Annotated in this window: 14 protein-coding genes and 3 pseudogenes; 14 read left to right on the top strand and 3 right to left on the bottom strand. The window is 35.6% G+C overall.

Annotated elements, in window-relative coordinates:
- Nucleotides 1-181 precede the first annotated feature (181 nt).
- From F972_RS00375 to F972_RS00340, 8 genes are all read left to right on the top strand, one after another.
- Nucleotides 182-1,822 (top strand): sigma-54-dependent Fis family transcriptional regulator, encoded by a 1,641-nt coding sequence (locus F972_RS00375; protein ID WP_004762984.1) that lies wholly within the window; start codon nt 182-184, stop codon nt 1,820-1,822.
- A 239-nt stretch (nt 1,823-2,061) separates the two neighbouring features.
- Entirely contained in the window at nt 2,062-3,192 is a 1,131-nt protein-coding gene (locus F972_RS00370; RefSeq protein WP_004762981.1) for an acyl-CoA dehydrogenase family protein, read from the top strand.
- Entirely contained in the window at nt 3,189-4,526 is a 1,338-nt protein-coding gene (locus tag F972_RS00365; RefSeq protein WP_004762979.1) for an FAD-dependent oxidoreductase, read from the top strand. Before F972_RS00370 ends, F972_RS00365 begins: the two co-directional genes overlap by 4 nt.
- An 11-nt stretch (nt 4,527-4,537) precedes the next feature.
- A complete protein-coding gene (locus F972_RS00360) occupies nt 4,538-5,917 on the top strand; it encodes an ABC transporter substrate-binding protein (RefSeq protein ID WP_004762978.1) in 1,380 nt (459 codons plus the stop codon).
- A gap of 11 nt (nt 5,918-5,928) precedes the next feature.
- The gene (ntrB, locus tag F972_RS00355) at nt 5,929-6,783 is read left to right on the top strand and encodes a nitrate ABC transporter permease (RefSeq protein WP_004762976.1); all 855 of its coding nucleotides are present in this window, start codon (nt 5,929-5,931) and stop codon (nt 6,781-6,783) included.
- Nucleotides 6,784-6,796: 13 nt separating this feature from the next.
- Complete coding sequence (locus F972_RS00350; RefSeq protein ID WP_004762974.1) at nt 6,797-7,699, top strand: ABC transporter ATP-binding protein; 903 nt, start codon at nt 6,797-6,799, stop codon at nt 7,697-7,699.
- A 91-nt stretch (nt 7,700-7,790) separates the two neighbouring features.
- The gene (locus F972_RS00345; RefSeq protein WP_004762972.1) at nt 7,791-8,585 is read left to right on the top strand and encodes a sulfite exporter TauE/SafE family protein; all 795 of its coding nucleotides are present in this window, start codon (nt 7,791-7,793) and stop codon (nt 8,583-8,585) included.
- Nucleotides 8,586-8,617: 32 nt separating this feature from the next.
- The gene (locus tag F972_RS00340; protein WP_004762970.1) at nt 8,618-9,469 is read left to right on the top strand and encodes an MBL fold metallo-hydrolase; all 852 of its coding nucleotides are present in this window, start codon (nt 8,618-8,620) and stop codon (nt 9,467-9,469) included.
- A gap of 44 nt (nt 9,470-9,513) precedes the next feature.
- On the opposite strand, the pseudogene F972_RS00335 reads toward F972_RS00340, so the two are convergent.
- The 3 genes and pseudogenes from F972_RS00335 to F972_RS00325 form a co-directional block, all read right to left on the bottom strand.
- Nucleotides 9,514-9,774: pseudogene (locus F972_RS00335) on the bottom strand (integrase core domain-containing protein); the annotation flags it as partial.
- A gap of 66 nt (nt 9,775-9,840) precedes the next feature.
- Nucleotides 9,841-10,143: a helix-turn-helix domain-containing protein gene (locus F972_RS00330; protein ID WP_001140620.1), complete on the bottom strand. Its 303-nt coding sequence runs from the start codon at nt 10,141-10,143 to the stop codon at nt 9,841-9,843.
- Nucleotides 10,136-10,492 (bottom strand): type II toxin-antitoxin system RelE/ParE family toxin, encoded by a 357-nt coding sequence (locus F972_RS00325; RefSeq protein ID WP_004637084.1) that lies wholly within the window; start codon nt 10,490-10,492, stop codon nt 10,136-10,138. Before F972_RS00325 ends, F972_RS00330 begins: the two co-directional genes overlap by 8 nt.
- 98 nt (nt 10,493-10,590) lie before the next feature.
- On the opposite strand from F972_RS00325, the pseudogene F972_RS00320 reads away from it, so the two are divergent.
- The 6 genes and pseudogenes from F972_RS00320 to F972_RS00290 form a co-directional block, all read left to right on the top strand.
- Nucleotides 10,591-11,165 (top strand): annotated as a pseudogene (locus F972_RS00320) (IS3 family transposase); the annotation flags it as partial.
- Between the two features lie 473 nt (nt 11,166-11,638).
- Nucleotides 11,639-12,850 carry an N-6 DNA methylase gene (locus tag F972_RS00310; protein WP_004762966.1) on the top strand — a complete coding sequence of 404 codons (1,212 nt, stop codon included), beginning with the start codon at nt 11,639-11,641 and terminating at the stop codon, nt 12,848-12,850.
- Between the two features lie 2 nt (nt 12,851-12,852).
- Nucleotides 12,853-13,701, top strand: coding sequence for a phosphoribosyltransferase-like protein (locus tag F972_RS00305; RefSeq protein ID WP_004762965.1), 849 nt, complete (start codon nt 12,853-12,855; stop codon nt 13,699-13,701).
- Between the two features lie 10 nt (nt 13,702-13,711).
- Nucleotides 13,712-15,667, top strand: a complete 1,956-nt coding sequence (locus F972_RS00300) for an ORC-CDC6 family AAA ATPase (protein ID WP_004762963.1) — start codon at nt 13,712-13,714, stop codon at nt 15,665-15,667.
- A gap of 1 nt (nt 15,668) precedes the next feature.
- The gene (locus F972_RS00295) at nt 15,669-16,598 is read left to right on the top strand and encodes a hypothetical protein (protein ID WP_004762961.1); all 930 of its coding nucleotides are present in this window, start codon (nt 15,669-15,671) and stop codon (nt 16,596-16,598) included.
- Nucleotides 16,599-16,716: 118 nt separating this feature from the next.
- Nucleotides 16,717-16,827: pseudogene (locus F972_RS00290) on the top strand (IS3 family transposase); the annotation flags it as partial.
- Between the last annotated feature and the right edge of the window lie 53 nt (nt 16,828-16,880).

The raw sequence follows: 16,880 nt of genomic DNA, 5'->3' as shown, positions 1-16,880 counted from the left end.
TAGAATTCAAATCATCTCTTAATCCAGTTAGTCTGTAGTTGTATAATGCTTCTTTGTGCTCATTAAATGAGCATAATTGTTGTTTTTTCAAAATTTTAGTTGATAAGAATCTCCAGTTGGTACAGGTTTTGCTGAAGCAATCCCTAAATATTAATATGGAATTAGAAGGGATACGTTTAACATGAGCAATAACGTTAACGAAGTGACCCAGCTCAATACGGAAACAGCCTATTGGCGTACCCAGGAAATGTTGCTTTTACAACAAGTGACATCTTTGGCCAGTAAGCAACTAAATACCCAAATTGTATTTAGAGAAATCCTTCATCTTATGTCTGAATTATTGGGACTAAATCGTGGTCGTATTATCTTATTAGAAGACAATAAAAAATTTGGTAGCATTAAATATGCCTATGGTTTAACGCGTCAAGAAGTTGAACGTGGTCGCTATGCGCTAGGTGAGGGGATCACAGGTAGTGTTTTAGAGATGGGACAAACCATTATTGTTCAAAACATCGATGAGGATCATAATTTTTTAGCGCGTAGTGTTAAGCGTGAAAATCTGCCTCAGGAAATAGTCTCTTTTTATGCTTTGCCTATTCAGGTGGATTCTAAAACTGTGGGGGTCTTGGCTTGTCATCGTATTCGGTTGAGAAGGCGGATGATGAATGATGATTTAACGATCTTAAAAATCTTGACCACTATGATTAGCCAGATTTTGTATATGTATCAGCATATTGAAGACAAAACCAGTGCGTTGGCATTACAAAATGATTGGTTAAAAAAAATGTTCCATTCGGACAGTACACGTTATGGTATTGTTGGAAAATCCCCCCAAGTTCTCAAAGCTATCACCACGATCGAACAGGTTTCACAAGCCAATGCGAGCGTTCTCTTATTGGGGGAATCTGGTACTGGCAAAGAGTTATTCGCACGTGCGCTACATCTGGCAAGTCCACGCCGAGAAGAACCGTTCATCAAAGTTAACTGTGCTGCAATTCCTGAGAACTTATTTGAATCTGAATTATTTGGTCATGAGAAGGGAGCATTTACTGGCGCAGTCGGTATGCGAGCTGGTTTTTTTGAACAGGCCAATGGTGGGACAATTTTCCTTGATGAGATTGGGGAAATGCCGATGCCGATGCAAACCAAACTGCTGAGAACTCTACAAGAAGGCACTTTAACGCGTCTGGGAGGAAAGTCTGAAATTAAAATCAGTGTTCGAGTCGTAGCAGCTACTAACAGGGATTTGGCGCATGAAGTTAATATAGGTAACTTTAGACAGGATTTATTCTATCGACTCAATGTAATTCCAATTCAACTGCCTTCTTTAGCTGAACGCCGTAGTGATATTCCTTTACTGGCAATGTATTTTTTAAATAAAACGAATCAGAACAATCAGAAAAATCTGCATTTAAATCAAAGTGCATTGGATCAGTTACAACAGCATACTTGGCCTGGGAATATTCGAGAACTTTCTAATTTTATTGAACGTCTGGTTTTACTTAGTGATAAGTCGATTGTAAGTTCAGAAGATATTCAATTTTTCTTAACTCAAAATAAGGCAGAGAATATTCACCTTCCGAGCAGACGACATCATCTCGCACCTATAGCATCGGCTGCATTTCATATGCCATATCCAGCTGAAATGCCAAATAATTTTTCAATTCGTCCCTATGCAAAAGCAGATTCACATGAGATTAATGAATTGATGACTGCTTTGGAGCGCGCGGGTGGAAATAAAACGCGAGCTGCGCAATTGTTAGGAATGACACCACGGCAGTTTAGTTATCGTCTGGGTAAAATGAACGAACAATCCAATTGAGTTTGTTCGTTTGTACAAAATGTCAGACATTGTAAATAATGTTTGACAAAATAAAGAACTATAAAATTTTTTAAGAAATTAAATTATTGAAAATTAATAATAAAAAATAATTTTAATGCTTGGCACAATGGTTGCAATCCTTATGGCATAGAGCCGTTAAATGATTTAAACGAGCAGTGAATCATCTACTCCATGATTGATCACATTGCTTTAAATCTGATAAGAGAAGGAATAACCAAATGACCAGTTTAAATATTCACATCGAACAACATCCGCATGCCGATCAATTCTTAACGAAAATTAAATCTGTCATCCAAGAAAAACTGTTACCTAAAGTTCAAAGCATTGATGAGGGCTATTATCCTTTAGATGTCATGCAAGCATTGGCTCAAACAGGGGCTTTATCGGCACATTTAAACATGTACGGTAGTCGTTATGATCTGGCGCTTTTAGCGATGCATGAAGTTGGAAAAACTTGTGGCTCAACTGCATTTTTAATGTGGTGCCATATGGTCTGCGGCTTATATATGCAAGAGTCAAATAATCCTGCGTTGATTGCACGTTTAAAAGATCATTCTGAAGGAAATAGCTTTGGAGGAACTGCACTTTCCAATCCAATGAAAGCATTTGCGGGCATTGAAAAAATGGTCTTTAAGGCAAAAAAAGTGGGTGATGGTTATGAGGTGTCTGGCACTTTACCTTGGGTGAGTCATATTCAATACGGTCAGTATTGTGGCGCAATCGCTATGGTAGAACCTCTCAATGACCAACAAGAGCCATATGAAATTATGTTCATCCTTGATCTGGATGAACGGGTCAAATTAAGTCAGTGTCCTGAATTCTCGGGAATGGAAGGTACTAGCACTTGGAGAATTAATCTAGATAGCTATTTTGTGTCACCCGATCAATTAATAGCTGTGCCAGCAAAACCTTTCATTCAAAAAGTGAAACAAGCCTTCGTTTTACTTCAGGCGGGGATGGCAAGTGGCTTGGTTGCTGGAAGTATCGATTCTATTTTAGAAGTTCGTCAGCCTTTAGGTCATGTGAATCAATATTTAGAGGATTCAGCGGAACAATTACAACTCGAACTCGATAGTCTTTTGTCACGGGTAATGAGTTTGGCTAAACAGCCACTTACAGCCCCAGCAGAAGCATTTTTAGATGTTTTGGACGCACGTGCTGAAGGAGCATCATTAGCCTTACGGGCGACACAATCTGCATTACTGCATCAAGGTGCCAGAGGATATTTAAAAACGGCCGCTCCACAACGTCGCATTCGAGAAGCCCATTTTGTTGCGATTGTCACCCCTGCTATTAAACATTTGCGCTGGGAAATGCAACGACTGCTTAAAGAGGAGTTACCAGCATGAAAAACACTCAAACAACAGCAATCGAATGGAAAAAATATATCTGTCGAGCATGTGGTCTGATTTATGACGAGGCCCTAGGCGATCCAGATAGTGGTCTAGTTGCTGGTACGCGTTTTGAGGATATTCCTGATGACTGGGAGTGCCCTTTATGCGGTGTAACCAAACTGGATTTTGAACCCTATGTGGCACTTGATTACACATCAATCTCAGCCGATAGCAGTCCATTTATTAAAAATTCAGCAGAGCAAATTATTATTGTGGGTGCTGGCTTAGCCGGTTGGTCTGCTGCTGAAAATATACGTCGCCTGGATTTAAATAGACCAATTACAATTATCAGTGCGTGTGAGGCTAATGTTTATCATAAGCCTGAGCTTTCTGTTGCATTTTCCCGCCAGCGCACCCCCGATCAGTTAGTGAAAGAAAGTGCGATTGATAAAGCTAAACGACTAAATGTTCAATTGGTAACACATTGCTTTGTAACAGGAATCAATGTGCAAGCAAAAATGATTCGCACCACACGTGGTATGTTTTCTTATCACAAATTGATTCTTGCTCAAGGCGCACAGTCTTTTCTTCCCGCGCCATTTTCCCCAAAGACTTGCTGGCGTATCAATAACTTAAATCACTGGAAGGCGCTTTCAAACCGACTTAACTCTGAGGCGAGTATTGCATTGGTCGGGGCAGGAATGATTGGGTGTGAACTTGCAGAGGATTTAGCCAGTTCGGGACATCGCGTGCATTTGATTGAACGTAATGCATATCCATTATCCACTTTATTGCCGACATGTGCTGGTCAGAAACTTGTCGGAGAGCAGGAGAAAATTGGTATCCAGTTCTATGGTAATACCCAAGTTAAAAGAATTGAGGAAAAGGGCAGTAAAAAAGTTTTGTATTTAGATCATGGTGAGACATTAACAGTTGATTTAATTATTGTTTCACTGGGCCTGAGAACCGATTCAAGATTGGCTAAACAAGTGGGTTTAGCCTTTGAAAATGGCTATGTGGTTGACCCTATGACATTACAGACAAGCCAACCTGATATTTATGCACTAGGTGATTGTATCAGTTTAAATGGTTCGCCTTGTCGTTTCATTGAGCCGATTGCTAAACAAGCTCAAGCCATTTCACATCATATTTTAGAGAAAGAGCATACAGGCTATCAACACAGCATACCGTTGATCAAACTTAAAACCAAAACGGTTTTTATTGAAATCCAAGGTTCACCAAAAACTGATCTGCCTTGGGAAAGTATTGAAGATCACACAGGGATGTTGCATATGCAACAACGCCATCAAACAACGATCACAGCCGAATTTAAAATGGCTCATAAATAGGGAGTACGCATATGGAACATCATAACCGTTATCGCCCCTATGCCTCAGACTCAACATTGGGTAGATGTCAATGTGGTCAACATTCATCGGAGGCAGAGCATCAGCTTGCGCTTCAAGTAACCGAATCAGCGATTGAGCAGAACTCACATGATTTTGTTGAAGCTGCATTGATGAAAGCAATTTTTCCGAAAGAAGTAACACGAAGACAATTTCTAAAAACGGTTGGTGCTGGTACGGCTTTAGCTGCGATCAGTTCAATACTTCCTATTCAATCCTTACAAGCCATGGCTTTAGAAAAACGACCTTTGGAGAAAAAAACGCTGGATGTTGGATTTATTCCAATTACCTGTGCCACACCTTTAATCATGGCGCATCCAATGGGACTTTATAAGGAGCAAGGTCTAAATGTGCAACTTCAAAAGGTCGCAGGGTGGGCTTTGGTGCGCGACCGAATGCTGAACAATGAACTGGATGCCTCACACTTTCTGGCACCGATGCCTATTTTTATTAGTATGGGGATTGGTTCAAGTGCTCAGCCTATGCGAGTGGCATCAGTTCAGAACACCAATGGTCAAAGTATTACTTTGGCATTAAAGCACAAAAATAACCGTGACCCAAAAAACTGGAAAGGTTTCCGTTTTGCAATTCCCTATGAGCAGTCCATGCACAACTTTCTGTTGCGTTACTACTTGGCTGAGCATGGTTTAAATCCAGACCGAGATATTCAGATTCGAGTGACGCCACCCGCGGAAATGATTGCAAATTTACGAGCTGGAAACATTGATGGATTCTTGGGCCCTGACCCATTTAATCAACGTGCTGTTTATGAAGAAGTGGGGTTTATTCATATTTTATCTAAAGACATTTGGGATGGTCATCCATGTTGTGCATTTGGAACATCTCAAGCCTTTATTCAGCAAAACCCGAATACCTTTGCCGCATTGTATCGCACAATCTTGAAGTCAGCGAATTTGGCGAATCAGCCAGAAAATTTGATGAACATCTCTAAGGTGATTTCAAAACCAAATTATCTCAATCAACCTGAAATTGTGGTCCGGCAGACATTAACAGGCCGTTTTGCAGATGGTTTGGGTAATGTAATTTACCAACCGAATCGTGCAGGGTTCGATCCAATGCCATGGGATTCGATGGCGATTTGGATCTTAACCCAAATGAAGCGTTGGGGTTATCTCAAAGCAAACGTGAATTATCAAGATATTGCCAAGCAGATTTTCCTAATGACAGATGCTGAAAAGCAAATGAAAGAATTGGGTGTATTCCATCCAAACGAATATCAAAAGAGAAAAAAAATTATTGTGATGGGGAAGGTTTTTGATCCAACCCAGCCCGATGCCTATATCAATAGTTTCAAAATCAAACGCACATCATAGGAGTACTGCACATGTCCTTGAAATTAAAGTCAGCGGTTTTATCCTGTTTTCTCATGTTATCACTTCTGATGGTGTGGCAAATCGCAACAATGCCAAAACCAAAGACAGGTATGACCAGTGAACAAACTGAATATGCAAAGTTGATGGGAAAAATTCCAGATGAATATGGAAATGTCAAAGCCAATAATGGCATGCCGACACCCAATCAGTTTGTTGATATCACTATTAATCAGCTCAAAGATCCATTTTATGACAATGGTCCAAATGACAAAGGTATTGGTATCCAGTTGATGCATTCTCTGGGCCGTGTAGCGATTGGTTTTTTACTTGCGGTAATGGTTGCGATACCTGTGGGTTTCTTGATTGGTAATTCTCCTTTGCTATACAAAGTTCTTGATCCATTTATTCAGATTTTAAAACCGATTTCTCCTTTAGCTTGGATGCCGATTGCACTTTATACCATCAAAGATTCAACGACTTCTGCCATTTTTGTGATTTTCATTTGCTCACTGTGGCCGATGCTGATTAATACCGCTTTTGGTGTAGCAGCTGTACGTAAAGATTGGCTCAATGTGGCGCGAGTTCTAGAAGTGAATCCACTTCGTAAAGCTTTCTTGGTAGTTTTACCCGCTGCTGCACCTACCATCATTACTGGTATGCGAATTTCAATGGGGATTGCATGGCTCGTGATTGTTGCTGCTGAGATGTTAGTAGGGGGTACAGGTATTGGTTACTTTGTATGGAATCAATGGAATAACCTATCAATTGGCAATGTCGTGTTTGCAGTCTTTCTAATTGGTTTAATTGGGATGTTACTCGACATGATGTTTGGACAACTGCAAAAGAAAGTGACTTATGTAGAATAAATCGGAGAATAAGATGAATACACCTTTTATCAAAGTCGAAGGATTAGCAAAACGCTACCGTGAAGATCAACCTGCTGTATTTGAACATATTAACTTTAGCATTATGCCAGGTGAGTTTGTTTGTGTAATTGGTCATTCAGGTTGTGGCAAAAGTACAATTTTAAACGTGATTGCAGGTTTGGAAGAGGCCAGTGAAGGCGTTGCTATTATGGCAGGTAAGGAGATTAAGGGGCCAAGTCTAGATCGTGGCATAGTCTTTCAAAACCATGCTTTGTTGCCTTGGCTCTCAGTTGAAGAAAATGTGTGTTTTGCAATTAAATCACGTTACCCAGACTGGTCCAAACAGAAGACTCTAGAACACGCATCTAAATTTTTAGATTTGGTTGGACTCAAAAATGTAGGCAAGAAAAAGCCGAGTGAGCTTTCAGGTGGAATGAAACAACGTGTAGGCATCGCACGGGCATTTTCAGTAGAACCTAAGATGTTGCTGATGGATGAGCCATTTGGTGCTTTGGATGCGTTAACACGAGGTGTGATTCAAGACGAGCTACTCAAAATCTGTGAAATGACTAAACAAACAGTCTTTATGATTACTCATGACATTGATGAAGCCATTTTACTGGCAGATAAAATCATGTTAATGAGTAATGGACCTCAAGCCTGTGTAGCTGAAATTGTGGTGAATACTTTACCTCGTGATCGAAGTCGTGAAACGATGCACCATGACCCTCAATACTATCAGATCCGTAACCATCTGATTGACTTTTTAGTAAGACGTTCCAAAGAAGTGAAAAAAGATCTTATTCCAATTGATGCTGAACCTTTACATGTTCATCCTGGCCTAAAAGCCAGAGATGTCAGTGATGAGAAAAGTTCAATTGGACAGGTTCAGCAAATGAAGGAACAACCTGTATAACCTTTTGGGCATCCACGTGTGACATTGAGAGTATGTTGATGCCTGAATCTTTAATTTCATTCGTTTCTAATGGAAATTAATGGAGGTGGCCATGCTTACAGTCATTTTTGGTCTGTTTGTTGGAATTTTACTAGGCTTAACAGGGGGCGGTGGGGGCATCGTTGCACTTCCTATTCTCATGATGGGGTTAGGATATAGCTTTGAAGAGGCAAAGCCCATCGCTCTGTTAGCGATTGCTTTATCTGCAAGTTGGGCTGCAGTTCAGGGACTCAATAAGGGTATCGTTCGCTATCGAGCTGCCTTGTATATGGCTGTGATTGGTTTTTGCTTAGTTCCCCTAGGTTTGTTGCTGGCAAACTATATTCCTTTAACGCTAAGTTTGACAGGATTTGTCTGTTTTCTATTTTATTCAGCCATTCAGCTTTGGAGAAAAGCCAGTTCATCAACGAAAGCAACCAGCATGCTATCAAGTGCGCCATGTCTGGTTAACTCTGAAACTCATCGCCTCAATTGGACATATCTCTGTTTTAAGAAACTCGGATTTTTAGGCGGTAGTTCAGGTTTATTGAGTGGCTTATTGGGTATTGGGGGAGGGATTATTATAGTTCCTGGAATGACAGCGAGTAGCGATATAAAACTGCATAGTATTATTGCAACATCCTTGATGGTGGTTGCTTTGGTTTCAATATCTACAATCAGCATCATGGCTTATCAAGGCATGCATATACCTGCAACGAGTTACCCTTTTATTGTGATGTCGATCCTAGGGCTTATTCTGGGAAGATGGGTAATTAATTATATTCCTCAACCCATTTTACAGCGTATTTGTGCAGCAATTATGTTGTGTACAGCATGCATCATGACGAGTCAGTTGATTGCAAAATAAATTTTAAAATTAATATTTTATAGAGGTTATTTATGGCGCTTAGTATCCAAGCATTTTTAGAGCCAATAAGTTCAACGTTTAGTTATGTGATTGCTGATACAGAAAATAAAAAATGTGCAGTAATTGATTCAGTGCTTGATTATGAGATTAATTCTGCGAGAACTTCGACATCGCATGCAGATGAAATTATTGAATATATTCAAGATCATCAATATCATCTTGAATGGATTTTAGAGACCCATATTCATGCAGATCACTTATCCGCTGCAACTTATATAAAGCAAAAATTAGGTGGAAAGATTGGGGTAAGTAAGCATATCCACTCTGTATTTGAGATGTTTCATCCTGTCTATGATCTTTCTCCAGCAACAGTATCTCAATTTGATTATTTCTTTGAAGAAGATGAAGTCTTTGAATTGTGTGGTCATCAGGCTCTGGCATTGTATGTTCCAGGTCATACTCCAGCAGATATTGCCTTTAAAGTAGGGGAGCATATTTTTGTCGGAGATACATTATTCGCAACAGATATTGGTACTGCGAGATGTGATTTTCCAGGAGGAAATGCATATCAACTTTATAAATCTATTATGAAAATTTTAGCATTTCCTAATAGCACTAAAATTTATTTATGCCACGATTATCCACCGACTTATAGATCACATGAATTTTTAAGTACGGTAGATCAACAGAAAAAAGAAAATATTCATATTAAGCAAGAGGTAGATAAAACTAGTTTTGTACATATGAGACAGCAGCGTGACTCAACTTTAAGTCCACCTCAGTTATTGATTTATGCGATTCAAATTAACTTGGCAGCAGGTAAATTTCCACCTACCAGTCAAAATGGAGTCCAATACTTGAAGATCCCATTAAATCAAATTTAGTAAGGTGAACCGTACTGGGTTTGTCGGAGACTTTTTTATTTAAGTTAGGCCACCTGACCTAACGGGTTAATCTTATCATAGTACATTGCTTCAAACTCAAAAGGTGATACATAACCCAGTGCACTGTGTACACGCTTTTTATTGAACCAATCTACCCCGTTTAGTGTCGCAAGTTGTACATCTGCTAAACCTTGCCAATCTGCTTTTAAATATTCAATCACCTCTGTTTTGTATAAGCCATTCACCGTTTCAGCCAGAGCATTATCGTATGAATCACCAGTCGTACCGACTGATGCTCTAATGTGAAGTTTTCCTACAATTAACATAATACACCATCTACGAAATGCAGCTGTTAGCTCCCATTTTTATTGTTAAACATTGAATCCTATATGTTTTCCTGTTGGAAGCTCTACATCAATACGGAGCTTCCCGCCCATTGCCTCAACATACTTTTTCATGGTTGAAATCTTAAGATCATTACCACGATTTTCTATTGCTGAAAGCGATGGCTGTTTTATTCCCAAAGTTTCAGCAAGCTCTTTTTGAGAAATTTCGAGTTCTTCACGAATAAGATGAAGCTGATTTTCTAGCAGTAATTCATCTGCCATTTTTTGAATACGGGCTTGGCTCTCTGGCGAGCGGCTAGCTAACAATTCTTGCAGAGTCTTAGCCATTAGATTTATCTCCTAGGGTGGTGAGATGAAGTTGGTATTGTTCATCTGCAATATCCAGCATGTCTTTATAAAAACGCTTTTTACCGCCTTTATCAGCAATACATAGAACAATAGCCTGTCGTAAGGGATCAAATGCGAAGAAAGCTCTTAAGGGTCTACCGCGGTGTTGAACGCGCAGTTCTTTCATATTGGTAAATTTAGACTCATACACAGTATCTACTAAAGGGCGGCCTAAACTCGGACCCTGCTGTTGTAGAACGACCAGAGCAGCTAGGACCTTCTCTTGTATAGATTCATCTTGCTGTTCAAGCCACTGATTAAATAGATCTGTCGTAATGACTGTCCACATACCATAACCAAAATATAGGCTATAGTCTATATTTTAGGAGCATTATACTTGTTTTGCAAATGAGAAATGATAGGCAATAAAAAAGCCCGACATCCTAATCTGCACCCAACTTGTTGGATCGCCAATTTACAGTTACTCAGCCTAATAAAGTCTGGACAACAGACATTACCTATATCCGCACTAAGCAAGGTTGGTTGTATTTATGTGTGATGCTGGATCTATTCAGCCGTCGTATCGTGGGGTGGCAAACCAGCCATCGAATAGACCGCCAGTTGGTGTGTGATACGTTTAACTATGCAATGGATCGTCAGGGTTATCCAACTGGTGTTATGGTTCATTCGGACCAAGGTTCACAGTACTTTAGTCGTGATTTTAGAGCGCTGTTACTGACAAATGATTGTACTCAGAGTATGTCACGCAGCCTTGCGCAGTACACTGCTCATGTTGGGATAATGCAATGACTGAAAGCTTCTTTCATACATTGAAAGGTCATGTGGTCCATGGCAGTGTGTTTGCCACTCGAAAAGAAGCGAATGCTGTCTTGTTTGACTATATTGAGATTTATTACAATCAGGTCAGGAGACATTCTGCAAATGGCTGGTTAAGCCCTGAAGCCTTTGAGAAGAAATATTTTAAGAATTTAGAGGGATTTGTTGTCCATGATACTGTTTAGGATCAAAATTTATGTTTAATAAACAATAAATTTAATTACTTAGAGCACTAAAGTGATAACTTATAAAATATTTGGTTCATGAACCTAGCTATGAATACATATTTTCCTACTAAAAAAGGTCTTAAGAATAGACTAAATTTGTCTAGGAGAGTGGTGGCAGTCCACCACTAATTAAAAGGTGTCTACAAAATCGGTGGCTATTCAATTTATCGTTCTTTAAAACGTTTATGAAGTTTACGATAGAGTAGGTTCTGCTTTTTGATATCGCGAACTGCATATGTAATTAACTATGAAGTGCTAAAATTTGAAGCAAATTGATAATTGATGATAAACATAAATATTATTGTTTTCAATTCTTTAGGGATTATCTTATCTAAATAAGCGAATGTGATTAAATTATTGGTTAGGGAAAAAACCCTATTCAATTAGGGTGCGTGATAGTGTAGACTAGACAAAAATTTCTTTAGTTTTATGTGAATAGTTTCTTTAAAGTAACCTCAAAAAAATCTGACTTTTTAGGAAGATACTATACGGATCATCGTATTTCTGCATTGATCTATAAGCTTTCACATGTTAAAAAAAATAAAAGAGTATTGGATCTTGCTTGCGGTTCTGGAAGTTTATCTGAACCATTTTTATTGGCGGATAATTTATTTGACTGTACATTAGTTGATATCGAAAATAACTTACCCAATAATTTTTTTTATAAAAAAAATTTTAAATTTTACAATTTGGATTTACTACTAAATGATGAAATTTTTAATAAAGTTTCACACACTAAATATGATTTAGCAGTTTGCAATCCTCCATATATTAACTATCAATGGAATGACTATCTTAAGGGTATAATATATAACAGCAAAATTGACTTAAAAATATTAAGGAAAAAATATGCTCCAGCACCTGTAATATTCCTAGAATTAAACTTAAAATTACTTACTAAAAATGGGTCTTTATTTATTATATTACCTGACCAATATATTACTGGTTTACAATATTCTTTTTTAAGAAATTATTTAATCAATAACTATAAAATATGTAAAGTTATTAAACTTCCACAAAACTCTTTTACAAATACCCAAGTTGATAGCTATATTTTAGAAATAAAAAAAGGAGACAAGACTAATCATATTGAATTTTATCAAATAAGTAATGATTTTCAGTTTAATAAAATTAACAACATACATGCTTCTTCATTACATGATAACTTTAATATAAGTCAAATAAATTCTTTAAGTCATGAAAAGAAGACTTGTATTTCATTTTTACAAAAAATATATAGAGGAAATATTGCTTCAAATAAAATTCATGACGATGGATTGAATATCTTTCATAGTACTAATTGTGGAATATCCAATAATATACCAACTGAATATATATATGAAGATAACAAACATTTTCTTGAGAAAAAAATTAAATATGCCGAAGAAGGCGATATAATTTTATGTCGAATAGGAAGGAATTTTTATAAAAAGATTTTTTTTGTCAAAAATGGTTATATAGGGATATCTGATCATTTTTTTGTAATTAAAGTTGATAATAATAAATCAAAGGATTTATATAATTGGCTAATTGGGGATGGAAATGAGAGGTTAAAAAATTTAGCACATGGTTCGGGTGCTAAATTTATAAATATAGAATCATTTAAATCAATGTGTTTTAATCAAAATAAAAACAAGGAATAGTTGTGTATCAATTATTAGCCACTATAAAAAACTTATCTTCTACTGGTATTAGATCTATTAGTTATGATGAAATAAAATTATGGTTAGGACAGTTTAGAACTGACGAAGAAAAGCTTTTAGGTATTTTGATAATAAGATACATGATATATAGAAATGAAGAGCAAATGTTATCTTTAATAAAATCAGCTCTTAGAAAATTGGCATTTCACTATATTGAAGAGGATGATGAACCATTTATAAAATGGCTTCAAATTCTTAATAGAAAAGATAAGGGGCTAAAATTTACATTTGGTCCCCCCATTGACCGAGAATTTGGTTTACCAGGTAAAAGTGGTGAACTTATGATCAGATTTATTCAACAACTAGGTATTTCTAAAAGTTCTTTTGATTATCCAGAATGTGCGACTATCTTAAACGATAATGATGTATACGTATTAGTCGACGATGCAATTTTAACAAGTGATCAAATTACTGGTATTCTACATAAGTTTTATGCACTAAAAACTTTAAAAAATTGTGCAATAGTAGTAGGCATTATTCATAAAGATGGGTTGGATTTATTGAATAAGAACTTTCCTAATATTAATATCTTTTATGGTGAAGTCATAACACATGAGCATAGTCTGACAGAAATCTCTAAGTACTGGATTGATAAAAGAATATGGAATTATGAGAAGGATCCTATAGAAGTTTATACAGATTTATGTAATGATTGTGAATTCGAAAAACCATATTATTTAGGACACAATAACCAAGCTTTATTATTAATGTATCATCATAGCGTTCCAGATAACTCACTGCAAATTCTATGGGATACTTCTGAAAAATGGAATCCATTAAAAAAAAGGTAATAAGATATCTATGATTACTGATCACAGTGCTTTTTCCAAGACTCGTGCCGAAGAATATGATTCTGATATTTGGGGTAAGTTTTTTATTCCACCTTATTATTCAACTCTAAATATAAAAAAGTCAACAAAATCTATTTATTTTGTAGGAAAGCGTGGTTGTGGTAAAACAATGCTTCTTAAGTATTTAGATTATCACAGTCAATTTTCTAGAAATAGAAATGAAATACCTGTAGAAGAAATTGAACATACAGGCATTTATTTAAGAATGGATACTCATTTCTGCAACTCAATGAAATATAGAGGTAAAAGTGATGAGTTTTGGTTGAATTTATTTGATCAATATATCGGAATTATTATTTCCATTGAAATAATAAATTCTTTATACATAATATCCAATAGTAATTACTCTTTGTTTAATAAAGATGATCTCCTCAATGTTGATTTATCCTTTTTAAATGGTTATGAAGAAAGTTTTCCAGATAACATCCAAGATCTAAGAAAATATTTAATAATTAAAAGAAACTCTATTAATAACTATATTTCCAATATTGAAATCACAAATGAAAATGTATCTTACCTTTCAGGTAAAAAATTCGTCGATTCATTAATTGAGGCTTTAAAATTTAATGCCACTTTAGAAAAAATTAATTTTTATTTATACCTTGATGAAGTAGAAAATGTTACAGATTATCAAAGAGTCTATTTAAATACTCTTTTGAAACACTCTAAAAGACCATTTATTATAAATTTTACGTCAAAAGTAATATCTGATTCTAACGCTACAATGGGAAAAGAGTATATTAATGCAACGCATGACTACCTATTACACAATTTAGACCAAATATTATCCTCAAAAGAGGAAAAAACTTTTTTTGCAGAAGTTTACTTAGGTAATACAGAATTATCCAATCATATTAAAGACTCTGAAATCCTTAAAATTATTACTGATGAATCTAAAATTGAATACAGAAAAACTGAATCATATCAGAATCATATCAATGAAATTGTGCGAAATAAGTTTCCTTCATTATCTTTATCGGAAATTGCGAAACAATCAATTGAAAATGAAAGAACTAAGAAAATTTTATTAGATCAAATTTATAAAGCATTTAAAAATAAATCAATTGATTATAATGTAAGTGATTTTTTTGAAGAAAATAAAGATTTACCTTTGTTATTAATAATTTCACCTGCTTTATTAAATAGAAGAAATTTTAATTTAACTAAAGTAATTAATCTATTTGAAGAATACAAAGCTGATAATACTCTTATTAAGAAGCAAGTTGACGATTTGATACATAATAATTTATTTGCTGCTATTCTTGAACTTTATAGACCTTATAAGCTAGGATGTCCTTTATATAGTGGGTTTGAAACATTTTTGACGATGTCTAATAATAACCTACGCCATTTTCTGATACTTTGTCTTAAAACTATAGAAATATCTGATTTACTATTTGATAATTCTGAAGTTTTTAGTATTGATACACAAGTAAAAGCCTCATTTAGTGCTTCAGAGACACTAATTAAAGAAACTCGCACCTTTGGAAAATTAGGTGAAAGTTTACGTATTTTCACATTGAGATTAGGGACATTATTTCAAACTTTACAATCCTCACCCACACTTAGCGAGCCTGAGCAGAATCAATTTACAATTAATTCTGGAAGTGAGGTTTTATCGCTTGAAGATAATTTTTTTATTTCAGAGGCTTTAAAGAACCATATTTTAATCGAAAATATTGAGACTAAAACTAAGTCTACAAATAAATTTGATTTAATTGATTATCAAATAAACCCTATTTATGCACCCTATTTTAATATTAGCTATCGCAGAAAAAGAAAGATTGAATTATCAGTTACAGAATTTAAAGTTTTATATCAAGGAAGTGAGGATGAAGTTAATGAGTTAGTTAAAAAGTTAATTAAGTCTGAAAACACTCCAACTTCTCAACTAACTCTTTTATAATATGAAAAATATTTTACAAACAGCTATTCACTCCTACCAAATTTCGAAATATTCACGTGCTTATTTTATGTGTGACTTAACAGAATCACTAATATTTTTTCACGGTGAAGCTGTAGATGAACGAGGTACACATGCAATTAATACTTTAAGTTCTTTAGCTGATTCTAAAAATATATTCGTATATGATGTAGAAAAAATGTGTTTAAACATTGATGGCACTAATTATTTAATCCAAGATTTATTCGTTAATCATAGTATTTTTCCTAAAAATTCTACATTTATATTAGATGCAACTACACTTGGATTTGTTGAAATATTTCTAATTATAAAAATTTTAACTCAGCTAAAAATCTCTGCTATTTCAATTTTGTATATTGAACCAAAGGGGTACACTACAGAAGCTGATAATGCAGAAATTTATAATTTATCTTTAAAAGCTAGTAGTTTTTCACCAATTCCTACAGCTGTAATTGATATGTCTAGCAGTGAGGTTCCTTATGGTGTATTTTTTCTAGGATATGAATCCTCACGAATTTCTATTGCTTTAGATTCATATAGTATGATTTCTAATAAGGATATAAAAGTAGTATTTGGGGTACCAGCGTTTACATCTGGATGGGAATTAAAGTCTATTATTCCACACTTAGAAGTTTTAAAAGAAAATTCTGATTTTAATATGAAATATTGTGGTGCTAATGATCCTGGTTCTGCTTATGATATCTTGTTAGATATAGAAAAATTAATTAGCAATAATGAAAAGTTCTTTATTGCACCAATTGGAACTAAACCGTGTGGGATAGCTACTGCTATTTTTGCGAATGTTTTTTCAGATAGAGTAGGTCTATTATATGATCATCCTATTAAGTTAAAAAATAGAACATATGGAGTTTCTACCGAAATTTTATATAAAGTTCATTTCAAATATGATTAAAACCATGAAAATTATATTAGATATTCAATCGCAGATTCAAATCCCAAGTGCAACACATTTGTAGTTAGTGAACCGTACCAGGTTTGTCGGAGAGTCAATATTCTGAGAGACTATCCCGATGACAAAATTAAAATATACCCCTGAAATCAGAGAAAGAGCGGTTCAATTATTGATTGAATCTGAAAAAGATTATCCATCGAATTGGGCTGCGATCACCGCTATTGCTCCCTGAGCAGTATACTGCGCAAGGGTTGTACTCTTGAAACACTACGTGTTTGGTAT

Origin of the sequence: Acinetobacter sp. CIP 102529, assembly GCF_000368325.1 — a bacterium.
Taxonomy (GTDB): domain Bacteria; phylum Pseudomonadota; class Gammaproteobacteria; order Pseudomonadales; family Moraxellaceae; genus Acinetobacter; species Acinetobacter parvus.
This window is presented reverse-complemented; position numbering and strand designations above follow the sequence as displayed.

Bases quoted from the DNA above. Each gene is read 5' to 3' on its own strand.
- F972_RS00375 (WP_004762984.1), top strand. From the start codon at position 182: ATGAGCAATAACGTTAACGAAGTGACCCAGCTCAATACGGAAACAGCC.
- F972_RS00370 (WP_004762981.1), top strand. From the start codon at position 2,062: ATGACCAGTTTAAATATTCACATCGAACAACATCCGCATGCCGATCAA.
- F972_RS00365 (WP_004762979.1), top strand. From the start codon at position 3,189: ATGAAAAACACTCAAACAACAGCAATCGAATGGAAAAAATATATCTGT.
- F972_RS00360 (WP_004762978.1), top strand. From the start codon at position 4,538: ATGGAACATCATAACCGTTATCGCCCCTATGCCTCAGACTCAACATTG.
- ntrB (WP_004762976.1), top strand. From the start codon at position 5,929: ATGTCCTTGAAATTAAAGTCAGCGGTTTTATCCTGTTTTCTCATGTTA.
- F972_RS00350 (WP_004762974.1), top strand. From the start codon at position 6,797: ATGAATACACCTTTTATCAAAGTCGAAGGATTAGCAAAACGCTACCGT.
- F972_RS00345 (WP_004762972.1), top strand. From the start codon at position 7,791: ATGCTTACAGTCATTTTTGGTCTGTTTGTTGGAATTTTACTAGGCTTA.
- F972_RS00340 (WP_004762970.1), top strand. From the start codon at position 8,618: ATGGCGCTTAGTATCCAAGCATTTTTAGAGCCAATAAGTTCAACGTTT.
- F972_RS00330 (WP_001140620.1), bottom strand. From the start codon at position 10,143: ATGGCTAAGACTCTGCAAGAATTGTTAGCTAGCCGCTCGCCAGAGAGC.
- F972_RS00325 (WP_004637084.1), bottom strand. From the start codon at position 10,492: ATGTGGACAGTCATTACGACAGATCTATTTAATCAGTGGCTTGAACAG.
- F972_RS00300 (WP_004762963.1), top strand. From the start codon at position 13,712: ATGATTACTGATCACAGTGCTTTTTCCAAGACTCGTGCCGAAGAATAT.
- F972_RS00295 (WP_004762961.1), top strand. From the start codon at position 15,669: ATGAAAAATATTTTACAAACAGCTATTCACTCCTACCAAATTTCGAAA.